18 protein-coding genes are annotated in these 18795 nt (G+C 50.0%); 1 reads left to right on the top strand and 17 read right to left on the bottom strand.

What is annotated here, in order from left to right:
- The 16 genes from priB to tsaE all read right to left on the bottom strand — a co-directional run bounded on the left by priB (position 1) and on the right by tsaE (position 17105).
- Positions 1-306 (bottom strand): primosomal replication protein N, encoded by a 306-nt coding sequence (gene priB / locus V7D78_RS01350; RefSeq protein ID WP_333606627.1) that lies wholly within the window; start codon positions 304-306, stop codon positions 1-3.
- Between the two features lie 8 nt (positions 307-314).
- Positions 315-692 (bottom strand): 30S ribosomal protein S6, encoded by a 378-nt coding sequence (gene rpsF, locus V7D78_RS01355; protein ID WP_333606628.1) that lies wholly within the window; start codon positions 690-692, stop codon positions 315-317.
- Between the two features lie 137 nt (positions 693-829).
- On the bottom strand, positions 830-1561 hold the full coding sequence (rlmB, locus tag V7D78_RS01360) for a 23S rRNA (guanosine(2251)-2'-O)-methyltransferase RlmB (RefSeq protein ID WP_333606629.1): 732 nt from the start codon (positions 1559-1561) through the stop codon (positions 830-832).
- A 52-nt stretch (positions 1562-1613) separates the two neighbouring features.
- Positions 1614-3962 carry a ribonuclease R gene (gene rnr / locus V7D78_RS01365; protein ID WP_333606630.1) on the bottom strand — a complete coding sequence of 783 codons (2349 nt, stop codon included), beginning with the start codon at positions 3960-3962 and terminating at the stop codon, positions 1614-1616.
- Positions 3963-4027: 65 nt separating this feature from the next.
- A complete protein-coding gene (locus V7D78_RS01370; RefSeq protein ID WP_333606631.1) occupies positions 4028-4666 on the bottom strand; it encodes a tetratricopeptide repeat protein in 639 nt (212 codons plus the stop codon).
- 66 nt (positions 4667-4732) lie between these two features.
- Positions 4733-6049, bottom strand: a complete 1317-nt coding sequence (locus V7D78_RS01375; RefSeq protein WP_333606632.1) for a S41 family peptidase — start codon at positions 6047-6049, stop codon at positions 4733-4735.
- A 99-nt stretch (positions 6050-6148) separates the two neighbouring features.
- Positions 6149-7444: an adenylosuccinate synthase gene (locus V7D78_RS01380; protein ID WP_333606633.1), complete on the bottom strand. Its 1296-nt coding sequence runs from the start codon at positions 7442-7444 to the stop codon at positions 6149-6151.
- Between the two features lie 115 nt (positions 7445-7559).
- Positions 7560-8723 carry an aminotransferase class V-fold PLP-dependent enzyme gene (locus tag V7D78_RS01385; RefSeq protein ID WP_333606634.1) on the bottom strand — a complete coding sequence of 388 codons (1164 nt, stop codon included), beginning with the start codon at positions 8721-8723 and terminating at the stop codon, positions 7560-7562.
- Positions 8724-8820: 97 nt separating this feature from the next.
- On the bottom strand, positions 8821-9702 hold the full coding sequence (hflC, locus tag V7D78_RS01390; protein ID WP_333606635.1) for a protease modulator HflC: 882 nt from the start codon (positions 9700-9702) through the stop codon (positions 8821-8823).
- A 3-nt stretch (positions 9703-9705) separates the two neighbouring features.
- On the bottom strand, positions 9706-10854 hold the full coding sequence (gene hflK / locus V7D78_RS01395; protein WP_333606636.1) for an FtsH protease activity modulator HflK: 1149 nt from the start codon (positions 10852-10854) through the stop codon (positions 9706-9708).
- 39 nt (positions 10855-10893) lie between these two features.
- Positions 10894-12189, bottom strand: coding sequence for a ribosome rescue GTPase HflX (gene hflX, locus V7D78_RS01400; RefSeq protein WP_333606637.1), 1296 nt, complete (start codon positions 12187-12189; stop codon positions 10894-10896).
- Positions 12190-12207: 18 nt separating this feature from the next.
- The gene (gene hfq, locus V7D78_RS01405) at positions 12208-12465 is read right to left on the bottom strand and encodes an RNA chaperone Hfq (protein WP_333606638.1); all 258 of its coding nucleotides are present in this window, start codon (positions 12463-12465) and stop codon (positions 12208-12210) included.
- Positions 12466-12555: 90 nt separating this feature from the next.
- The gene (gene miaA, locus V7D78_RS01410) at positions 12556-13485 is read right to left on the bottom strand and encodes a tRNA (adenosine(37)-N6)-dimethylallyltransferase MiaA (protein ID WP_333606639.1); all 930 of its coding nucleotides are present in this window, start codon (positions 13483-13485) and stop codon (positions 12556-12558) included.
- Positions 13482-15335 carry a DNA mismatch repair endonuclease MutL gene (mutL, locus tag V7D78_RS01415; RefSeq protein WP_333606640.1) on the bottom strand — a complete coding sequence of 618 codons (1854 nt, stop codon included), beginning with the start codon at positions 15333-15335 and terminating at the stop codon, positions 13482-13484. Before mutL ends, miaA begins: the two co-directional genes overlap by 4 nt.
- Positions 15335-16645: an N-acetylmuramoyl-L-alanine amidase gene (locus V7D78_RS01420; protein WP_333606641.1), complete on the bottom strand. Its 1311-nt coding sequence runs from the start codon at positions 16643-16645 to the stop codon at positions 15335-15337. Before V7D78_RS01420 ends, mutL begins: the two co-directional genes overlap by 1 nt.
- On the bottom strand, positions 16629-17105 hold the full coding sequence (gene tsaE, locus V7D78_RS01425; protein WP_333606642.1) for a tRNA (adenosine(37)-N6)-threonylcarbamoyltransferase complex ATPase subunit type 1 TsaE: 477 nt from the start codon (positions 17103-17105) through the stop codon (positions 16629-16631). Before tsaE ends, V7D78_RS01420 begins: the two co-directional genes overlap by 17 nt.
- A gap of 201 nt (positions 17106-17306) precedes the next feature.
- On the opposite strand from tsaE, the gene queG reads away from it, so the two are divergent.
- On the top strand, positions 17307-18440 hold the full coding sequence (queG, locus tag V7D78_RS01430) for a tRNA epoxyqueuosine(34) reductase QueG (protein ID WP_333606643.1): 1134 nt from the start codon (positions 17307-17309) through the stop codon (positions 18438-18440).
- On the opposite strand, the gene V7D78_RS01435 is transcribed toward queG, so the two are convergent.
- A complete protein-coding gene (locus V7D78_RS01435; protein ID WP_333606644.1) occupies positions 18399-18629 on the bottom strand; it encodes a DUF1289 domain-containing protein in 231 nt (76 codons plus the stop codon). The two genes, queG and V7D78_RS01435, sit on opposite strands and share 42 nt — an antisense overlap.
- Positions 18630-18795: the final 166 nt, after the last annotated feature.

Below are 18795 nucleotides of genomic sequence, written 5' to 3' on the forward strand. Positions count from 1 at the left end.
CTAACTTATTTGTTCAATCTGCTGGGCGTGCAGTACCAGTTTTGCCTGACCACTGCGGTTTTGGTGCCGGTTTAAAAACCCGCTAACCTTTACCATGCTACCCAACGTCAAAGTTTGAGCTTGCTGATGTAACACTGTGCCGCTGAGCACTACTTGCATCCGGACATAAGCCTGACGGTTAAGACCTGCTTCTTGCTGCATGCTGCGATGTTCTATGCTGATAACAGTGTGCGGGATCCCCGCCGGACTTTCACTGCGTTCAGGGTGCCGACAGACGGCGCCGCTGAGCACGATGAGATTGTCCATACGTCAACTTACTCTTCGTTTGCTACATGCTCTTCAGTTTCACGAGGAGCACGCTCACGACGCTCATCACGTACCTTAGCCATAGGTGATGGCTCAACTACGGCACCATTAGTGCGCATAATCAGGTTACGTAAAACCGCATCGTTATAACGGAAGTTAGTTTCCAGCTCATCAATCACTGTTTGTGGTGCTTCCACATTCATCAGCACGTAGTGTGCTTTGTGCAGTTTTTGGATTGGGTAAGCCAGTTGACGACGGCCCCAATCTTCTAAACGGTGGATAGTACCGCCCGCTTCTTTGATTGAGCCGGTGTAGCGCTCGATCATACCAGGCACTTGCTCACTCTGATCAGGGTGAACCATAAAAACGATTTCGTAATGACGCATTGTAGCTCCTTACGGTTAGTAAGCCTCGGGTGAGCTCGGCCGGGCTCGCATAGAGGCAAGGAACGTTAGTGTATGGCCGAAGGTCGCGTATTTTACGGAGTTAGCGGGTAAATAACAAGCAGAATATACTGGGGTAGTTAACTTCGCTGGCGAACCGCTTCAAATAAACAAATCCCGGCGGCTACCGACACATTCAGGCTAGACACAGTACCAAACATAGGTATTTTTACCAGGCTATCGCAAGTTTCGCGGGTTAAACGGCGTAAACCCTCACCCTCGGCACCTAACACTAAGGCTAAGGGGCCTTTAAAATCTGCCTGATAAATACTGGTCTCGGTTTCGCCGGCGGCGCCTACTACCCAGACCCCGGCTTCTTGCAACTCACGCAAGGTACGGGCTAAATTGGTCACGGTAATAAAAGGCACCGCTTCAGCAGCCCCACAGGCCACCTTGCGCACTACTGAAGTGAGCTTGACCGAACGATCTTTTGGCGAAATCACCGCATGTACGCCAGCGGCATCGGCACTACGTAAAATAGCCCCTAAATTATGCGGATCGGTAATGCCATCCAGCACCAGCAAAAACGGTTTATCTTTTTGTTCGAGAAGCGTAGCGAGATCGCTTTCATTGCCACTGCTGGCTAAACGGGCTTTGGCCACTATGCCCTGATGCTGGCCACTGACCATATCATCCAGGGTTCTGCGGTTACAAAACTGCACCGAAATCCCCTGTTGCCGGGCTTGCTGAATAAGCGGTTGCATGCGTTTATCTTCGCGATCTTTTAGCACAAACAGCTCTAAAATATCTTGTGGCGCCCGGGCCAATAACGCATTTACCGCGTGAATACCAAATACAAAATCTGCGCTCATAAATCGCTTGTTCTCATTAACAGTGTGTTGTGCTTAGCCGCCTTGTAGCGGCTTAAGCTTTTTTGGCCCGACGCCGCGGTTTTTTAGTGCCACTTTTAGCCGGCTTGGCTTTATCACTGGTTTTAGCCGGGTGACTATTTCCGGATTTTCCAGCCTTGGCCTTGCCGCCTTTATCCGCAAAAGCGGCATCACGGCTGGCTTTGACCGCCCGGCCTGATACCGCATGCTTAGGCTCACCGACCACCGCCAAATCAATTTTGCGTGACTCCAGGCTTACTGCGACCACCTGCACCTTGACCTGATCGCCCATGCGATAGCTGACACCACGATGCTCACCGGTTAAGACCTGCCGCTCAGCATCAAAATGATAATAATCATTTTGCAGCGAAGTCACATGCACCAGGCCTTCAATGTACAGATCGCTCAAGCGCACAAATAAGCCAAAGTTAGTTACCGTAGAGACCACGCCATCAAACTCAGTCCCCAGATGGTCTTGCATGTATTCGCATTTCAGCCAATCTGACACCTCACGGGTAGCATCATCGGCCCGCCGCTCGGTCATGGAGCATTGCTCGCCAAAATGGCTGATTTCTTTTTCGCTGTAGGCCCGCTCGCCGGTGACGCTTTGGTTTTGTTTATGCAAAATGGCCTTAATGGCCCGGTGCAATACCAGATCCGGATAACGGCGAATTGGCGAGGTAAAGTGCGCATAGGCTTCTAATGCCAGACCAAAGTGGCCCTGATTATCGCCCTGATACACGGCTTGCTTCATCGAGCGCAGCATAGTGGTTTCTATCAGCTCACGATCTGGCCGGTCGGTGAGCGTGCTTAATAGCTGCGTCAATTCCAGCGGCGTCGGCTCAGCTGAAATATCAGCACTGATACCCAACTCGGCTAAAAAGCGCCGGAAATTGGCAAAACGATCGCCATCAGGCCGTTCATGCACCCGGAATAACGCCTGTGCTTCATGTTTTTCAATAAAGCGTGCCGAGGCCACATTGGCCATGATCATACATTCTTCAATAATTTTGTGTGCTTCGTTGCGATGTACCGGCACAATTTGCTCAATCTTGCGATGGCTGTTAAAAATAAAACGGGTTTCAACCGTTTCAAATTCAATGGCCCCACGTTGCGCACGTACCTTAGCCAGTTTTTTATAAAGGCTGTACAAGGTTTCAAGATTGCTCAGATTGGCTTCATATTGCTTACGCAGCTCAGGATCACCCTGTAAAATCGCATGCACTTTGTTGTAAGTAAAACGGGCCGCCGAGTGCATCACCGCTTCATAAAACTGGTAACTCTCTAGCTTACCGCTGGCACTGATATGCATTTCAGCGACAAAGCATAAACGATCAGTATGCGGATTCAGCGAGCAAAGGCCATTGGATAACGCCTCAGGCAGCATCGGCACTACATGGCTGGGGAAATACACCGAGTTGCCGCGCTCCAATGCGCTTTTGTCCAGCGCGGTGTCAGGTTTAACATAGGCGCTGACATCGGCAATGGCGACCCACAGCTTCCAGCCACCATTGTCTTTCGCTTCTGCATACACCGCATCATCAAAATCGCGGGCATCTTCGCCATCTATCGTCACCAGCGGCAGCTGAGTTAAATCTACCCGGCCTACTTTGGCCTCTGCCGGCACTTCAGCGCCATATTTTGCCACCTGGCTTAACACCGCATCTGAAAATTCGTGTGGGATCTGATGATTACGAATGGCGACTTCAATTTCCATACCCGGCGCCATATGCTCGCCCAGTACTTCAATGACCTTACCAATAGCACCGACCCGTTTTGACGGGCGCTGGGTAATTTCGACTAACACCACCTGACCATGCCGGGCTGCGCCCTGCTCGCCATCGGGGATCATCACATCCAGCGTGATACGTGGATCATCTGGCACCACCACGCAGAGCGCAGCGTCTTTATAATAGCGGCCAACAATAGGCTCAGAGCGTGGTTCCAGCACCCGCACTATACGGGCTTCTATTTTATCTTTGCCTTTCATCGAGGCGGCTGTGGCCAGCACTTTGTCGCCCGGCAGTACCCGCTGCATTTCATGGTAAGGTAAATACCAGTCAGCGCCGCCCTGCTCCAGCTTTAAAAAGCCAAAGCCTTCACGATGGCCCATCACTGTGCCTTTAACCAGATCCATATGATCTACCAGACCATAACGTTTCGTCTTGGTAAAAATGAGCTGACCATCACGCTCCATTGCCCGCAGCCGTTTTTTTAGCGCGAAAATAGTATCGTCATCGGTAAGGGCTAACTCAGAAACCAGTTCTTCAAAGTAGGCAGGTTGCTGCCGTTTTTCGATATGCGCCAGAATAAACTCGCGGCTGGGGATAGGGTTTTCGTATTTTTCTTGCTCTCGCGCAAGATGCGGATCATTTACCGTCATTAATTTAACTTAGTTTTCCTTAAACATAGATTGAGTGTAACAGCTGGCAGCTGAATTGGATCACTTCATTTCACCGGTTGGCGGGCATTGTTTACTACCCGCTCAGGCATTTTTGCTGCCAATTGTTGTTTTAACTGGCTTATTCTAGCATGGGTTGCGGCATCAGCGGTAATAGCATGATGTAACCAGCGATAGCTTTGTTCGTAATCAAGTGGGCTACCATAGCCATCAGCAAGAATTTGCGCCAGCCGGATTTTTGCATTCAAATTGCCCACTGCCGCCGCCTCGCGCAGATATATAATGGCTTTATCCATGTCCTTTTGTACAAAGCGACCAATATGGTAATAACGCCCTACTTGCTCCAGCCCTTCAGGCAAACCTTGCGCGGCCGCTTGCAGCATCAGATCCCAGCCACGCTCAATATTGCGTGGCACGCATACCGCATAGGCTAACATATCGCCATATAGATACTGATAAGCCGGTAATTTCATAATATCGGCTCTGGCTTCAATATCGCGCACCAACTGGCACTCGTCAGCTTGTACCCGGCGCAAATGGCTGTTGGTTTTAATTAAGTCCAATAGCTCATCCTGGGTATAGAGTTGCACTGCATCCAGTTGTTGTGCCTGGCTGGGGCCAGCCAGCCCCAGAGCAACGCTGAACAAAGCCGCCGGTATCAAGAAGTTTCTTAAAAGATCATTCATAAGCTCACGCCAAAAAGTTGTCAGCACGCTGTCATTACCTAATGTGCTGCAATTTTCAAACCAAAATTACTGCTCATTATGCAAACGCCAGGCCGGCTGATTGCGGGCCGAGCCGGTAAATACCGCTTCACCTGCTGTCATGCCAGTACTACTCGCTACTTGGGGGCAACTGCCATGTTCAATATAGTACAACGCCGCGGCGAATAGATTATCGTTTGCCACACCCCAGTCACCCGCAATATTAGGGGTTACCGCACAATTTGGCGCCAGGCCATCAAAGTAATCGCCAAAGCCCAATGAATTTACGGTCTGAAAGTTAATTGCAAATAAGCGATAATCTCCCACCCGCTCTGGCTGCTGGCCCACCGGCTTACCGCAGGTCGTCTGTCCAATTTGCACGACATCCACAAAGGGACTCAACGCATTAATCACCAGCTCGCTGGAGGAGCAACTACCGGGGGTGGTGAGTATCAGCACTCGGGGTAAATTTAAAACCGTACGACCGGCCCCCAGGGCAAAATTAGCACTGCTGTTTCGCTGACTGTTTTTATCGTTATAGCGGTATTCGACAAAGGTTTTTCCCTGCACCGCATTAAAGGCAATTTGTGAACTAAGTTGGTTGGCTACCCTGATCAGGCCACCACCGTTATAGCGTAAGTCCAATACTAACTCATCAATGTTTTGCGCGGCAAAAAAGCTAAAGGCCTGTTCTAACTCGGTTTCAGATAATTCGATAAAGGTATGAAATACCAGATACCCCACTTTTTTATCGCCCACCATTGAAACCGAACGTTGCATCACCGTATTGGTTCTGACCGAGCCTTTGGTAAAAGTGTCCAGCCGCTGCGTACCGTTACTTTGTTGCCAGCTGAATTGCCGGGCGATGCCCGGTTGATTTGGCCCGTAGATATCATCATTGCTGACCCGACCGGCATCTAGCTCAGTTAACCACTCAGCGACGCTGATGCCCTCTATGGCGGTAATTTTATCACCGCGCCGCAGCCCTTGCTGAGCGGCAGAGCCGGAATCATACACATAGAGCACCTGCAGCGCGGTATCATTATCGACCCTTGTGGTCGCAAAACCAAAGCCAAAAAACACCGCATTGATGTATCTGTCCTGATACTCCTGCTCGCTGATAATAAAACTAAAGCGATCGCGATCCGCCCGCACCGCCCTGATAAAGGCGCTTGGATCACTAAAAGCAAGCGGATCGACACCACTTTTTAATTCCCGGTACCATAAATAATTGGCATTAAGGCGGCAAAGAATTTGACTGTTTAAATTACCTTCACCACATTGCACCTGATCGCCAAGATGACTATTACTGTCACCACAAGCAGATAACAACAGACAAATTAGTAATAAATAAAGGTATCTCATTGCAACCTCCTACTGTTTAACTACAGCTTAAAACAAAAACGCTGCCAAAGGGCAGCGTTTTTATACAGCAAATCTATTTAGATAGATGCAAAGATCGCATTATTCAAATGGATGTTTGAGTACTATGGTTTGTACACGATCAGGGCCAGTAGAAATAATATCTATCGGCACACCTGTAAGCTGCTCTAATCTTGCAATGTAGTTGCGGGCCGCTTGCGGTAAATCTGCCAACTGCTGCACAGCAAAAGTGTTTTCGCTCCAGCCAGGCATATCTTCATATACTGCTTCAACTTGTTCAAAACCTTCAGCTGCCAGGGGTGGCGTATCAAGTACTGAACCGTCCGGTTGACGATAGCCGGTACAAATACGTAAGGTTTCAAGACCATCAAGCACATCTAGCTTGGTTAAGCAAAAACCAGAAATACTGTTTAATTGCACAGCACGACGCACTGCCACAGCATCAAACCAGCCAGTACGACGCTTACGCCCTGTAGTCGCACCAAACTCATGGCCTTTCACGCCCAGATGCTCACCTACTGCACAACCAAGCTCTGTCGGGAAGGGACCGGCACCGACGCGGGTGGTGTAGGCTTTAACAATACCTAACACATAGTCCAGATAGCGCGGACCAAAACCACAACCTGTGGCCACACCACCGGCAGTAGTGTTAGACGAAGTCACATAAGGATAGGTGCCGTGGTCAATATCCAGCAAGGTGCCTTGGGCGCCTTCGAACATAATTTCGTCACCATTTTTGCGGGCTTTATCCAGCAAATCAGTGACGTCCACTACCATAGACTTCAATAAGTCTGCCATCGCCAGCGCGTTATCCAGCGTGCTTTGGTAATCCACCGCCTCAACTTTATAGTACTGAGTCAGAGTGAAGTTATGCAGCTCCATAATGGTTTTCAGCTTTTCAGCAAATAAAGCCGGGTTAAATAAATCCCCAACTCTTAAACCACGACGTGCCACTTTGTCTTCGTAAGCCGGACCAATACCGCGACCAGTGGTGCCTATAGCTTTGTCACCACGAGCTTTTTCACGCGCAACATCTAAGGCGACATGATAGGGCAGAATAAGTGGACAGGCTTCACTGAGCAACAGGCGCTGTTTAACAGGAACGCCACGCTGCTCAAGCATGGTCATTTCTTTTAAAAAGGCTTCGGGAGACAACACCACACCGTTACCGATCACACATTTGACGTTTGCACGCAAAATACCGGAAGGGATTAAATGCAGTACCGTTTTTTCACCGTCGATAACCAGCGTATGACCTGCATTGTGTCCGCCCTGATAGCGCACCACATAGCTGGCTTTATCGGTTAATAAGTCAACGATCTTACCTTTACCTTCGTCACCCCATTGAGTGCCGAGAACAACAACGTTTTTGGCCATGGTTCCTACATCATGGAAAAAATGAGGCGTGGATTCTAACAAATTGCCAAGCAAGTTTCAGCCGTCCAATACAAAAAAAGCCGCTTTTTTATGCGGCTTTTTGTAAGGCCATGATTTAAATATGTTTTAAGCAAGATAAATCAAACTGCTCCGCCAGTTGATACAATGCAAAACCAAAGCGTAAGCGGTTCGCACGATAATCCGTTTCAATACCTTGCTGTTGCAGCGCCGCAGCCAGGCTGGCCACCTGCTCGCTACTGTCTAAGCGAAAGGTAAAAAAGTGACCATGCTGCTGCACATCGGCACAAAGTAATCGCGCTGTGTTTATCAGTGGATGCTGCAAAGCAGCCAGCTGCGCTAAAAACTGCTGCTGAAGGCCTTGCACATACTGATGAATAACAGGCACTGTGATGCCTTGCCGGCTAAACAAGCTCAGCACAGCCTCCAACCGGTACAGGGCTGCAAAATCCATAGTGGCGCCGGCAAAGCGGTAACCGTCGCTTGAGTATTGAACTTGGGCCGTTTTATCGGCCGATAAAGTGCCGAACTCAGCAAACCACCCGGTATACAAAGGACGATAGTGATTATCAGCCGGCACCGCCATAAAACAACAGCCCTCTCCTGCCTGAGCATATTTATAACTGCCTGAGAGGTAAAAAATGCGCTCACTGATCTGCGATAAATCTGTGGGCACGGCCATAAAGCCATGGTAGCCATCAATGACCAACATGGCATCAGTACTAGCAGCTAACTTTTGCACAAAGGCGCTGAGATCGTTAATCGCTACGCCTGAATTAAAAAATACCTGGCTACAAAACACCATATCATAGTGATGGGCAGCAGCCGCCTGACAAAAGCGCTGTTCAAAGCTGGCGAAAGGCTCGGTGGCAATATAATCCACAGTAACGCTGTCCCACTCGGCCAATCGCTTTACCTGGCGGCTAAAGCTGTAAAACTCACTGTCAGTGGTCAGAATACGCAGTGGCTGTTGCCAGTCAAAGCAGCTTAACAAGCGCAATACCAGTTCATGGGTATTGGGTGCAAAGACAATTTGTTCGGGTTTGGGTAAGTTTAAAATATCAGCAATCAATTGCTGGGTATGCGGCACTCTTTCAGAGAAAATATGCTGCCATTTATGATCAACTAAACGAGCGCTGTCATCCCAATATGCCAACATGGCGTCACGGGTGACATCCGGCCAGTAATGATGCGAGTGACAGGCAAAGTGTTGCTTGCCGGCATTGGCTTGCAAAAATCGCTGATAAAGATGCTGGTACATAATTTTGCTCGTTTTAAGTTAGTGCAGCTTTTTGCAGTTCAGGTCTGTGTCTTAAGCAAAAAGGCCCCGCAGGGCCTTTTATCAATACAATACCGCTTTAGTTTTGTACTTTATCTGACTTCATATATTTGAAGAAGTCATTGTCCGGTTGTACTACCAGGATATCGTCTTTGCTGTTAAAGCTATTACGATAGGCTTCCAGACTACGGACAAAAGAGTAAAACTCAGCATTACGACTATACACATCGGCATAGACCCTGGCGGCTAAGGCATCACCTTCACCGCGGACAGATCTGGAGTTACGCTCAGCATCGGCCAGCATAACGGTAACCCGGGCATCGACATCGGCACGGATAATCTCAGATTGCTCACGACCCCGAGCTCTGTGCTCATCCGCCACGGCTTTACGCTCAGCGCGCATCCGGGCAAAAATCGACTCACTGATTTCAGTCGGTAGGTTAATTTGCTTAACCCGCACGTCTATCACTTCAATACCCAGTTCATTTGCCGCTAAAGCTGCTTGCGTCAACGCGCTTTGCATTAACTGCGTACGCTCACCAGACACAATCTCCTGAATGGTACGGGTACCAAACTCAGTCCGCAAACCGTTGTTGATGTACTGCTTTAACAGTACTTCAGCCTGCGTAGTATTACCGCCGGTAGACAGGAAAAAAGCACCGAAATCGCGAATGCGCCATTTTACGTAACTGTCGACCAGTAAGTCTTTTTTCTCTGCAGTAACAAAACGGTCTGCTGCATCGTCCAATGTTTGCACTCGGGCATCTAAAGTACGAACAGTTTCTATCATGGGGATTTTAAAATGTATTCCCGGTTCGTATATCACCACCTGATCTGCTGCATCACGCTGAATTTTACCAAACTGAATCACAATAGCCCGTTCACCTTCAGGCACTACAAAGAGTGCTGAAACAATTATCAGGCCAACAATAACCACTAATCCTATAATAAGATTTTTCATCACTTAGTTTCTCCCACCGCGAGTCGTGCCACCGCGAACATTATCCTGCCGTGGTGGCATGGTCACGGGATCTGCACTGCTACGGGCCGGTTGTGATGACGAACTGCCACTACTGCCAGCACCTTGCTTAATTAATTGATCAAGCGGTAAATACATAATGTTATTGCTGTTTTTCACATCAACTAACACCTTAGATGTGTTGCCATATACGTATTCCATGGTTTCCAGGTACAAGCGATCTCGGGTTACTTTAGGTGCCGCCAGGTACTCAGGCAGTAAGCGTTCGAAGCGGGCCACTTCACCCTGAGCTTTTAACACAATTTGCTGCTTGTAGGCTTCGGCTTCCTGCATAACGCGGTTAACCTGACCACGCGCACGGGGTTCAATTTCCCGGGCATAAGCAGTGGCTTCCTGTACAAAACGCTCCTGATCTTCCTGTGCTCTAATCGCATCGTCGAAGGCGTCACGCACTTCTTCTGGTGGCCGTGCATCACGGAAGTTAACATCAACCAGAGTTATGCCCATGTTGTAAGGTTCAATAATACCTTCCAGTTCCTGACGGGTGTTTTGCCGTACCACTTCGCGGCCACGAGTTAACACATCATCCATAATAGAATGACCAATAACAAAACGCAGGGCGGCATCCGTCGCTTCACGTAAACTGCGATCAGCATCCACTACCGAGAACAAATACTGCCGGGCATTGAATATGCGATACTGCACTTCAAAGGTGACCCGTACCAGATTCTGATCCTGGGTTAACATAAAACCATCAGCGCGCAGTGAGCGAACCTCTTGCACGTTGACCGGAATAACTCTGTCGATAAAAGTGGGTTTCCAGTGTATACCGGCGGTCACTTCAGTATGGTACTGGCCAAAACGCAAGATCACACCACGTTCGGCGTCTTTAATGGTATAAAAACCACTAACGCCCCAAACTAACAGGCCAACGATCAGCACTAAAATCATGGCAACAGAGAAACCGCCACCACCGGAGGAGGCACTACCGCTGCCACCACCACCAAAAATTCCACCAAATTTTTTGCCTAAATTGCGGAATACTTCATCTAAATCGGGTGGGCCTTGATCCCGACCACCTTGTTTCCAAGGGTCGTTATTCTTGCCATTATTACCCGGCTCGTTCCAAGCCATGTTTAACTCCATCTGAGGTTATTAATTCGCGTTAATGTATCAAAATTCTGGCGCAGTGACGATAAAGTTTTCCAACAGGCCGTCACTTTGTTTCACAAAGCGCCCCCATTGCCGCTGACTAAGCTGAATTAGCAACAGGCAACTACCATCATCCTGATAATGTTGATGCACTATGCATTGATGCTGATAAAAGCGCGCTTGCCAACTTGACTGCTCTGGTGGCAACAGCAGGGTATACTGCACATGTTGCTCAGATAACAGGCTGCTAATAGCTTGCTGCAGCAACTCCATGCCAGCACCAGATAGCGCTGACAGGTACACCGCCATGGGTAAACCCTGTTCATTGAGCTCTATACGTGCACTCAGCTCGGTTTGGTCAATTTTGTTGTATACCAGTAATTGCGGCACCTCGGCAGCGTCAATTTCTGTTAACACCAGCTGCACCTGTTGCTGGTTATCATCACGCCGCGGATCGGCCACATCTATCACATGAAGCTGTAAATCAGCATCGCGGGTTTCCTGTAAGGTCGACTTAAAGGCCGCCACCAGATCATGAGGCAAATGCCGGATAAAACCAACGGTATCGGCCAAAATGGCCGGGCCAAAACCGGGTAACTGAATTTTGCGCAAAGTAGGATCGAGCGTTGCAAATAGCTGATCTGCGGCGTAGACGCCAGCCTGGGTTAGCCGGTTAAACAACGTAGACTTACCAGCATTGGTGTAACCTACCACCGAAAGCACCGGTACTTCGGCTCGTTGTCTGGCGCGACGGCCTTGCTCTCGCTGCCGGCCCATTTTATCCAGCCGCTGCTTTAACGCCGCTACCCGCTCACGCAGTAACCGGCGATCGGTTTCTAAACGGGTTTCACCAGGGCCCCGTAGGCCTATACCACCTTTTTGCCGTTCAATGTTATCCCAACCACGCACCAACCTTGACGCCAGATGCTGCAACTGTGCTAACTCTACCTGCAGCTTACCTTCATAGGTGCGGGCACGCTGGGCAAAAATATCGAGAATTAAACTGGTGCGGTCGATTACCCGGGCCTGAACTAAGCGTTCAAGATTGCGAGTTTGGCTCGGTGACAAGACATGATTAAAAATCACGACAGTTGCCTGGTGCAAAGCAACAGCGTCGCTGATTTCCTGCGCCTTGCCTGAACCAATAAAAAATTTCGCATCAGGCTTACTGCGATTAGCAATGACAATGTGCAAGGTCTCAACCCCAGCAGAGCTGACTAACATTTTCAGCTCTTGTAAATCTTCAGACGAAGATTCCTGGGGAAAGTTTACGTGGACCAGGACAGCTTGCTCGGCGTGCTCGGCTAGATCAAACAAGCTGATAAACTCCTGTGTTTATTCCACATCCTCACCGTCACTTGAACCATTTGCATGGCTCAACATAGTATTAACCGCACGGGCTGGTACTACGGTTGAAATAGCATGCTTATAAACCATTTGGCTGACAGTGTTTTTAAGTAAGATCACAAACTGATCGAAAGACTCAATTTGACCCTGAAGTTTAATCCCATTCACCAAATAAATTGAGACAGGAATACGCTCCCGTCTTAAGGTGTTTAAAAATGGGTCTTGTAAAGATTGGCCCTTTGCCATGTGCCGAGTTCCTTTTTTTATTAGTCTGCTTAATATTGGTATTATTTTTTTTATTTCAAGTTGTTAACTTGAAAATATTTCCCTGCTTATCTAGCTTAGCGAACTTAAAACAGCTTGCAAGTTTTCGTTTAGTTCAGCCTCACTTTTTAACCAGTGTAAATTTGGCCAGCCCCTTAACCAGGTTAGTTGTCGCTTGGCTAACTGTCGGGTGGCGGCAATGCCTTTTTCTACCATTTGCCCGTAGCTGTGTTCGCCGTCCAGATACTGCCACATTTGCCGATATCCGACACAACGTATAGAAGGCAAATCAATATGTAAGTCGCCACGCTGCCTCAGCCATTGCACTTCTTGTTCGAACCCCTGCTCAAGCATCAGCATAAATCGTTCAGCAATACGTTGATGCAATATCGCCCGATCAGTGGGCGCTATGGCAAATTGGTGTACGCTAAACGGAAAAGGTTCCGTTTTTTCTGCGGTAAGCTTGGTTAAGCTTTGCCCGGTTAAACGATATACTTCCAGCGCCCGGTTAATCCGCTGCGGATCATTAGGGTGGATGCGCGCTGCAGCCACCGGATCTATATTTGCCAGTTGTTGATGCAGCGCGGCCCAGCCCTGCTCGCGGGCCTCGGCCTCAAGTTGCTGACGCACTGCAGCATCGGCAGCAGGCAATGCTGATATGCCCTCTAACAAAGCCTTAAAATACAACATGGTGCCGCCGACCAGCAGAGGAATCTTGCCGCGCTGATGAATGTCCGTAATCAGTTGCAACGCATCTTGTCGGAAATCGGCGGCCGAATAACTGCCAGCCGGATCGCGAATATCCAGTAAATGGTGCGGCGCCATGGTCAGCTCGGCTGCCGTTGGTTTAGCGGTACCAATATCCATGCCACGATACACCAAGGCGCTATCAACACTGATAATTTCCGCATTAAGCTGCTGACACAGTGCTATGGCCAGCGCCGTTTTGCCTGACGCAGTCGGCCCCATTAAACAAATCACTGGCAAGTCTGATACCTTCATGCTGTATGCTGCCTTAACCTTTCGATACTCTGAGAGATGTCCAGTTCAATAGCCTGAATATCAGCTGCCAGCGGCTCACAGAGCAGGCTGTTTAGTGACAGCTTAAAGTAGTTTATCAGTTGTTCAGCCGCCAGATAATGACCTGAAAGTAGCATAGACAACAGCTGTTTTGTGCTGTACAAAGCCGTCTGTTGCTCTGTTGATGCACCACTCTGCCTGGCACTTAACCAAGCAGGCAACAGCGGCAGCCACTGGTTTAGCGCAGTAGCGCGCAGCCAGGGTGGCATGGCTCTGACAATTAACATGGCATCCTGTAATAAAAAGTCAAACCCCAGCCTGGCGCATAAGTCGGCTTGCTGGGTCAGTGCCTCGGCCTCTGTTGCCGTTAAGCTGATGCGCAGCGGTAACAATAAAGGCACTGCCGTATCATCCGTTAACCAGCATGGTGCCAGCAAGGCAGCAAGCGACAACAGCCACAGCTTGCCAGCAGAGCTGACCACTAAAAACTGGTTTTCGCTGAGTAAATAGGCCGCTTGACTGCTATTGGCTGACGAAGGGCTATTGGCTGCTACTGTGTTCCTGGCTGACGCAGTAAGCGCGACAGCTCCCTGCTGCAATTGCCCCAGATAAACCAGTTGCGGCTCGACAGCTGCTGGCCCGGCCTGACGCGCACCGCTGCCGGCATAACCACTGGGGCTTTTCGTTGCATAACCATTGGCACTTTTAACTGCATAGCCGCTGGCACTTTGGCCCGAATAGCCTTTGCCGCTGTTACCTGCATAGCTACAAGGCTGTTCAGTCACATTATTGTCTGACTCAGTATGGCGCTTTACCGCTGCTGTACCAGGGGCTAATTGCGCCAGGGCATCACTCAGTGCATGCACCACAAAATCATGGACCAGCCGCGCCTGATGAAAACGCACCTCGTGTTTTGCCGGGTGCACGTTTACATCCACCTGTCGTGGCTCACAGCTTAAATACAGCACAAAGGCTGGCTGGCAATCCGGCGCCAATTGATCACCGTAAGCCTGGCGAATAGCATGGTTTAACAGCTTGTCACGCATCATACGGCCGTTGACATAGCTAAACTGACAGGCCGCCTGTGCGCCACACGCCTCGGGTGCCAATAGCCAGCCAGTTAAGCGTAATTCACCATATTCGTTGTCGATGTAGACAGCATCACTGGCAAAAGCACGACCACATAACTGGCTGATGCGTTTAAGTTTTTGCTCTGGGGTACTGGCAATGGGCAATTGCCTGATTTGCTGTTCGTTATGGCTCAAGTGCCAGCTAACATCAAAGCGGCTCAGCGCCAGGCGTTTGACCAGTTCATCAATATGGCTGAACTCGGTTTTGTCGGTGCGTAAAAAACGCCGCCGTGCCGGGGTATTAAAAAATAAGTCGAGCACTTCTATACTGGTGCCAACCGGATGGGCCGCGGGGCGAACCTGCACCGCCATATCGCGGCCTTCAGCCTGTGCTTGCCAGGCCGCCGTTTGCGCTTCTGTGCGTGAGGTCAGGGTAAGTCTGGAGACGGCACTGATACTGGCCAGCGCTTCGCCGCGAAAGCCAAGGCTACAAATGTTCTCAAGATCAGCAAGGTCAGTAATTTTACTGGTGGCATGCCTGCTTAACGCCAGCACTAATTCCTGCTCTGCAATGCCTGATCCATTATCACGCACCAGAATACGTTTGCTGCCGCCTTTATCGATTATAATGTCTATCTGGCTGGCGCCGGCATCCAGGCTGTTCTCTACCAGCTCTTTCACTACTGAGGCCGGTCGTTCTACCACCTCGCCGGCAGCAATCTGATTGGCCAGCTGTGGTGGCAATAATTGAATAGGCATCATTAAGGTATCCGCAGTACCTGACCAATGCGAATGCTGTCATTGCTCAGCTGATTATGCGTTCGCAACTCAGCCACGGAGACATTATAACGCTGTGCCAACACTGATAAGGATTCGCCCGGCTGCACCCTGTGCTCGCGGCTACGCTGCTGGGCAAATAATGAATCCGCCGGCGGCGCTTGCTGAAAATGCCGTTTTAAAGCAGTAAACAAGGATTGAGCCAACCGCGCCTGATGGCTGGTATTACGCAGTTGCTGCTCTTCTTGCGGGTTAGAAATAAAGCCCACTTCTACTAAAATAGACGGAATATCCGGTGAGCGCAGCACTCCTAAGCTGGCAGCCTGCGGCTCTGCTTTGTGTAAGCGGGTGATCTTGGCCAGCTCTGTCAGCACCTGATTGGCCGCTTGATGAGCGGTAACCATAGAGTGGTTCATCGATAAATCCAGCACGGTTTGCGCCAGATAACGCTCATTCGCTGCATCACGGATCACCTCGGCCACACCACCGAGTAATTCACCATGGCGTTCGGTTTGCTCCAGCATGCGGCCGACTTCAGTGGTGGCGCGGCGCAGTGATAACACCCAGACTGAAGCACCTCGCGGTTGCGGTGAGGTAAAGGCATCGGCATGGATAGATACCAGTAAATCAGCCTGCATGCTGCGGGCAATGTCGGTACGACGGTTGACATGGACAAAGTAATCACCGGTACGCACTAATAAAGCTTTCATGCCGGGTTCTTTATCAATCAGCTCGGCCAGACGGCGGGCAATCGGTAATGTCAGGTGTTTTTCATAGATGCCTGAGGGGCCAATAGAGCCCGGATCCTCGCCACCATGACCGGCATCAATAGCAATAACAATATCGCGCGCTGCACGAATGCTGCTGGGTGGCTGCCGCTGCACTCTGCTGTTTTCATCTGGTAAATCAATCACCAATCGGTGACCGTAAGGCGCAGTAGGCGTTAGCACAAACACATTGGCGTTAGTTTTTTTGCTTAAGTCCAGCACAATACGCATGCTGTTTTGATCACCGCTACTGCGGATATTACTGATCAACGCCGATTGACCGCTAATCGCTGGCAGGCTTGCACCGCCGCGGGTATGACTTAAATCAATCACCAGCCGTTCGGGGTTATCCAGCGTAAAGTATTTATATTCTGGCGCTGCGGCTAAATCAAACACCACCCGGGTGTTGTCCGGTGACGGCCAAATGCGGATTTGTTGCACCTGATTACTGGCAAGGCTGCTTAAAGACAGCAGCAGTAAAACCAGCAGCCAGGCGTGGCAAAGCACAGTATTATAGTTGTTTTTCATCTGTTAACGCCTTTAACAGCGTACTGCCTGCAGCGGAGATTGCCTGCAAACAGATAACACGCTGATCTGCCTGATAAGTTAAGTGTATGCTGAGATCGGCTTCAGGTAAATAACCCTGACCATGCTGCGGCCATTCGATCAGGCACAGGCTCTGAGCATGAAAATAATCGCGAACGCCCATAAAGGCCAGTTCTTCCGGATCCGTTAACCGATATAAATCAAAATGGTACAGCTGTAAGTCCCCCAACTGGTATGGCTCTACCAGAGTATAGGTGGGGCTTTTTACATTGCCGGTATGGCCACGTGCCTGAATAACGCCGCGACTGAAGGTAGTTTTACCCGCCCCCAGTTCGCCGTACAGATACACTACCATACCACCACTGAGCAACGGGGCAAGCCTGCTGGCCAATGCCAGGGTTGCTGCCTCATTACAGAGGGGTAAGGTCAGGCGGTCTGTCATAAGCTAGCTCTCCGGCACAGCGCGCAGTTGCTGTAAAAATATTGAATAACGCAATGGGGCTCATGTTAACAAATTAGTACCCGGCTGAGCCAGCAAAACCGTGGTTTCGACCGGGAATTTGGGCGTAAGTTCCACTGCCGCCGATAGTCAGCCTAAATGCAGTTATGTTACTGTAACGCTTTTATGATACGACTGGATGCTATGGCAACAGATTATCTTCAGCTAAGGGAGCAAATTAAGCAGTGGGCACGCGAGCTGGGGTTTGAGCAATGCGGCATCAGCGGCACTGATCTGAGTGCTGAGCATCCCAGGCTGCAACAATGGCTGGCGAATGGCTATCACGGTGATATGCAGTATATGGCCGAGCATGGCACTATGCGCGCTAATCCGGCCGAGTTATTGCCCGGCACCTTAAGGGTGATTAGTGTGCGGATGAATTACCTGCCGGCACAAGCTGCCTTTGCTACTAACCTGGCCGATCCCAGTCAGGCTTACATCAGCCGTTATGCACTGGGCCGCGATTATCATAAGCTGATCCGCAAACGCTTAAAGCAACTGGCTGATAAAATAAACGCGGCGGTACCTGGCCTGCAGAGCCGGCCTTTTGTTGATTCCGCACCGGTACTGGAGCGGCCACTGGCCCAGCGCGCTGGCCTGGGCTGGGTAGGTAAGCACAGTTTGTTGCTGGATAAAGACAGTGGTTCCTGGTTCTTTTTGGGCGAATTGCTGGTTAATCTGGCGTTGCCGGTAGATGCGCCACATCAGGGCGATTGCGGCAGCTGTGTCGCCTGTATCACCAGTTGCCCTACTGGTGCTATCGTTGCGCCCTATGTCGTCGATGCCAGACGCTGCGTGTCTTATTTAACCATTGAACATAAAGGCGAAATACCAGAAGAGCTGCGGCCGCTTATCGGTAATCGCATCTATGGCTGTGATGATTGCCAGCTGGTATGCCCGGAAAACCGTACCGCTCCCCTGACATTAGAAGCGGACTTTCAGCGCCGGGATCACTGGCGGGAGCAAAGCTTGCTGGCGTTATTTAACTGGAGCGAGGCCGATTTTTTAAAACATACTGAAGGCAGTGCTATTCGCCGCATCGGTTATCAGCGTTGGCAGCGCAACATCGCGGTGGCGCTGGGCAATGCGCCTTATCAGCCTGAGATTATCAGCAGTTTGCAACAGGCCAGAGCCAACAGTTCGGCACTGGTGCAACAGCATCTGGATTGGGCAATACAGCAACAACAACGTAAGCAATGGCAGGCAGGCAACCTGTTGCCGCGCAGCACTGAACGTTTAGTCAGAATTATCGAAAAGGGCTTGGCACGCGACGCCTGAGGCCATTTTTTGCTGCTGTGCCAGCCGAGCCCGCTCCGCTAAATGCGCCTGAGCGCGCAACAAAATCTGCTGCCGTGCTTGGTTATCCGCCTGATGCCATGCCAGAATATCCTGATAACTGCGGCCACAACCCAAACAATAATCCGCCTGATCCAGACAGCAGTTTCGAACACAGGGTGACTCAACCATGCAAAGCTCATGTTGGCAGAACTAAACCTTGTAACAGTATAGCCAGCTACAGGGCCGCGAAACAACTGAAAGCCAAAAACACAAAAAGCCGCTAAACGCGGCTTTTTGTTGAATTTGGAGCGAGTAACGAGGTTCGAACTCGTGACCTCGACCTTGGCAAGGTCGC

Origin of the sequence: Arsukibacterium sp., from assembly GCF_036735525.1 — a bacterium.
Classification (GTDB): domain Bacteria; phylum Pseudomonadota; class Gammaproteobacteria; order Enterobacterales; family Alteromonadaceae; genus Alishewanella.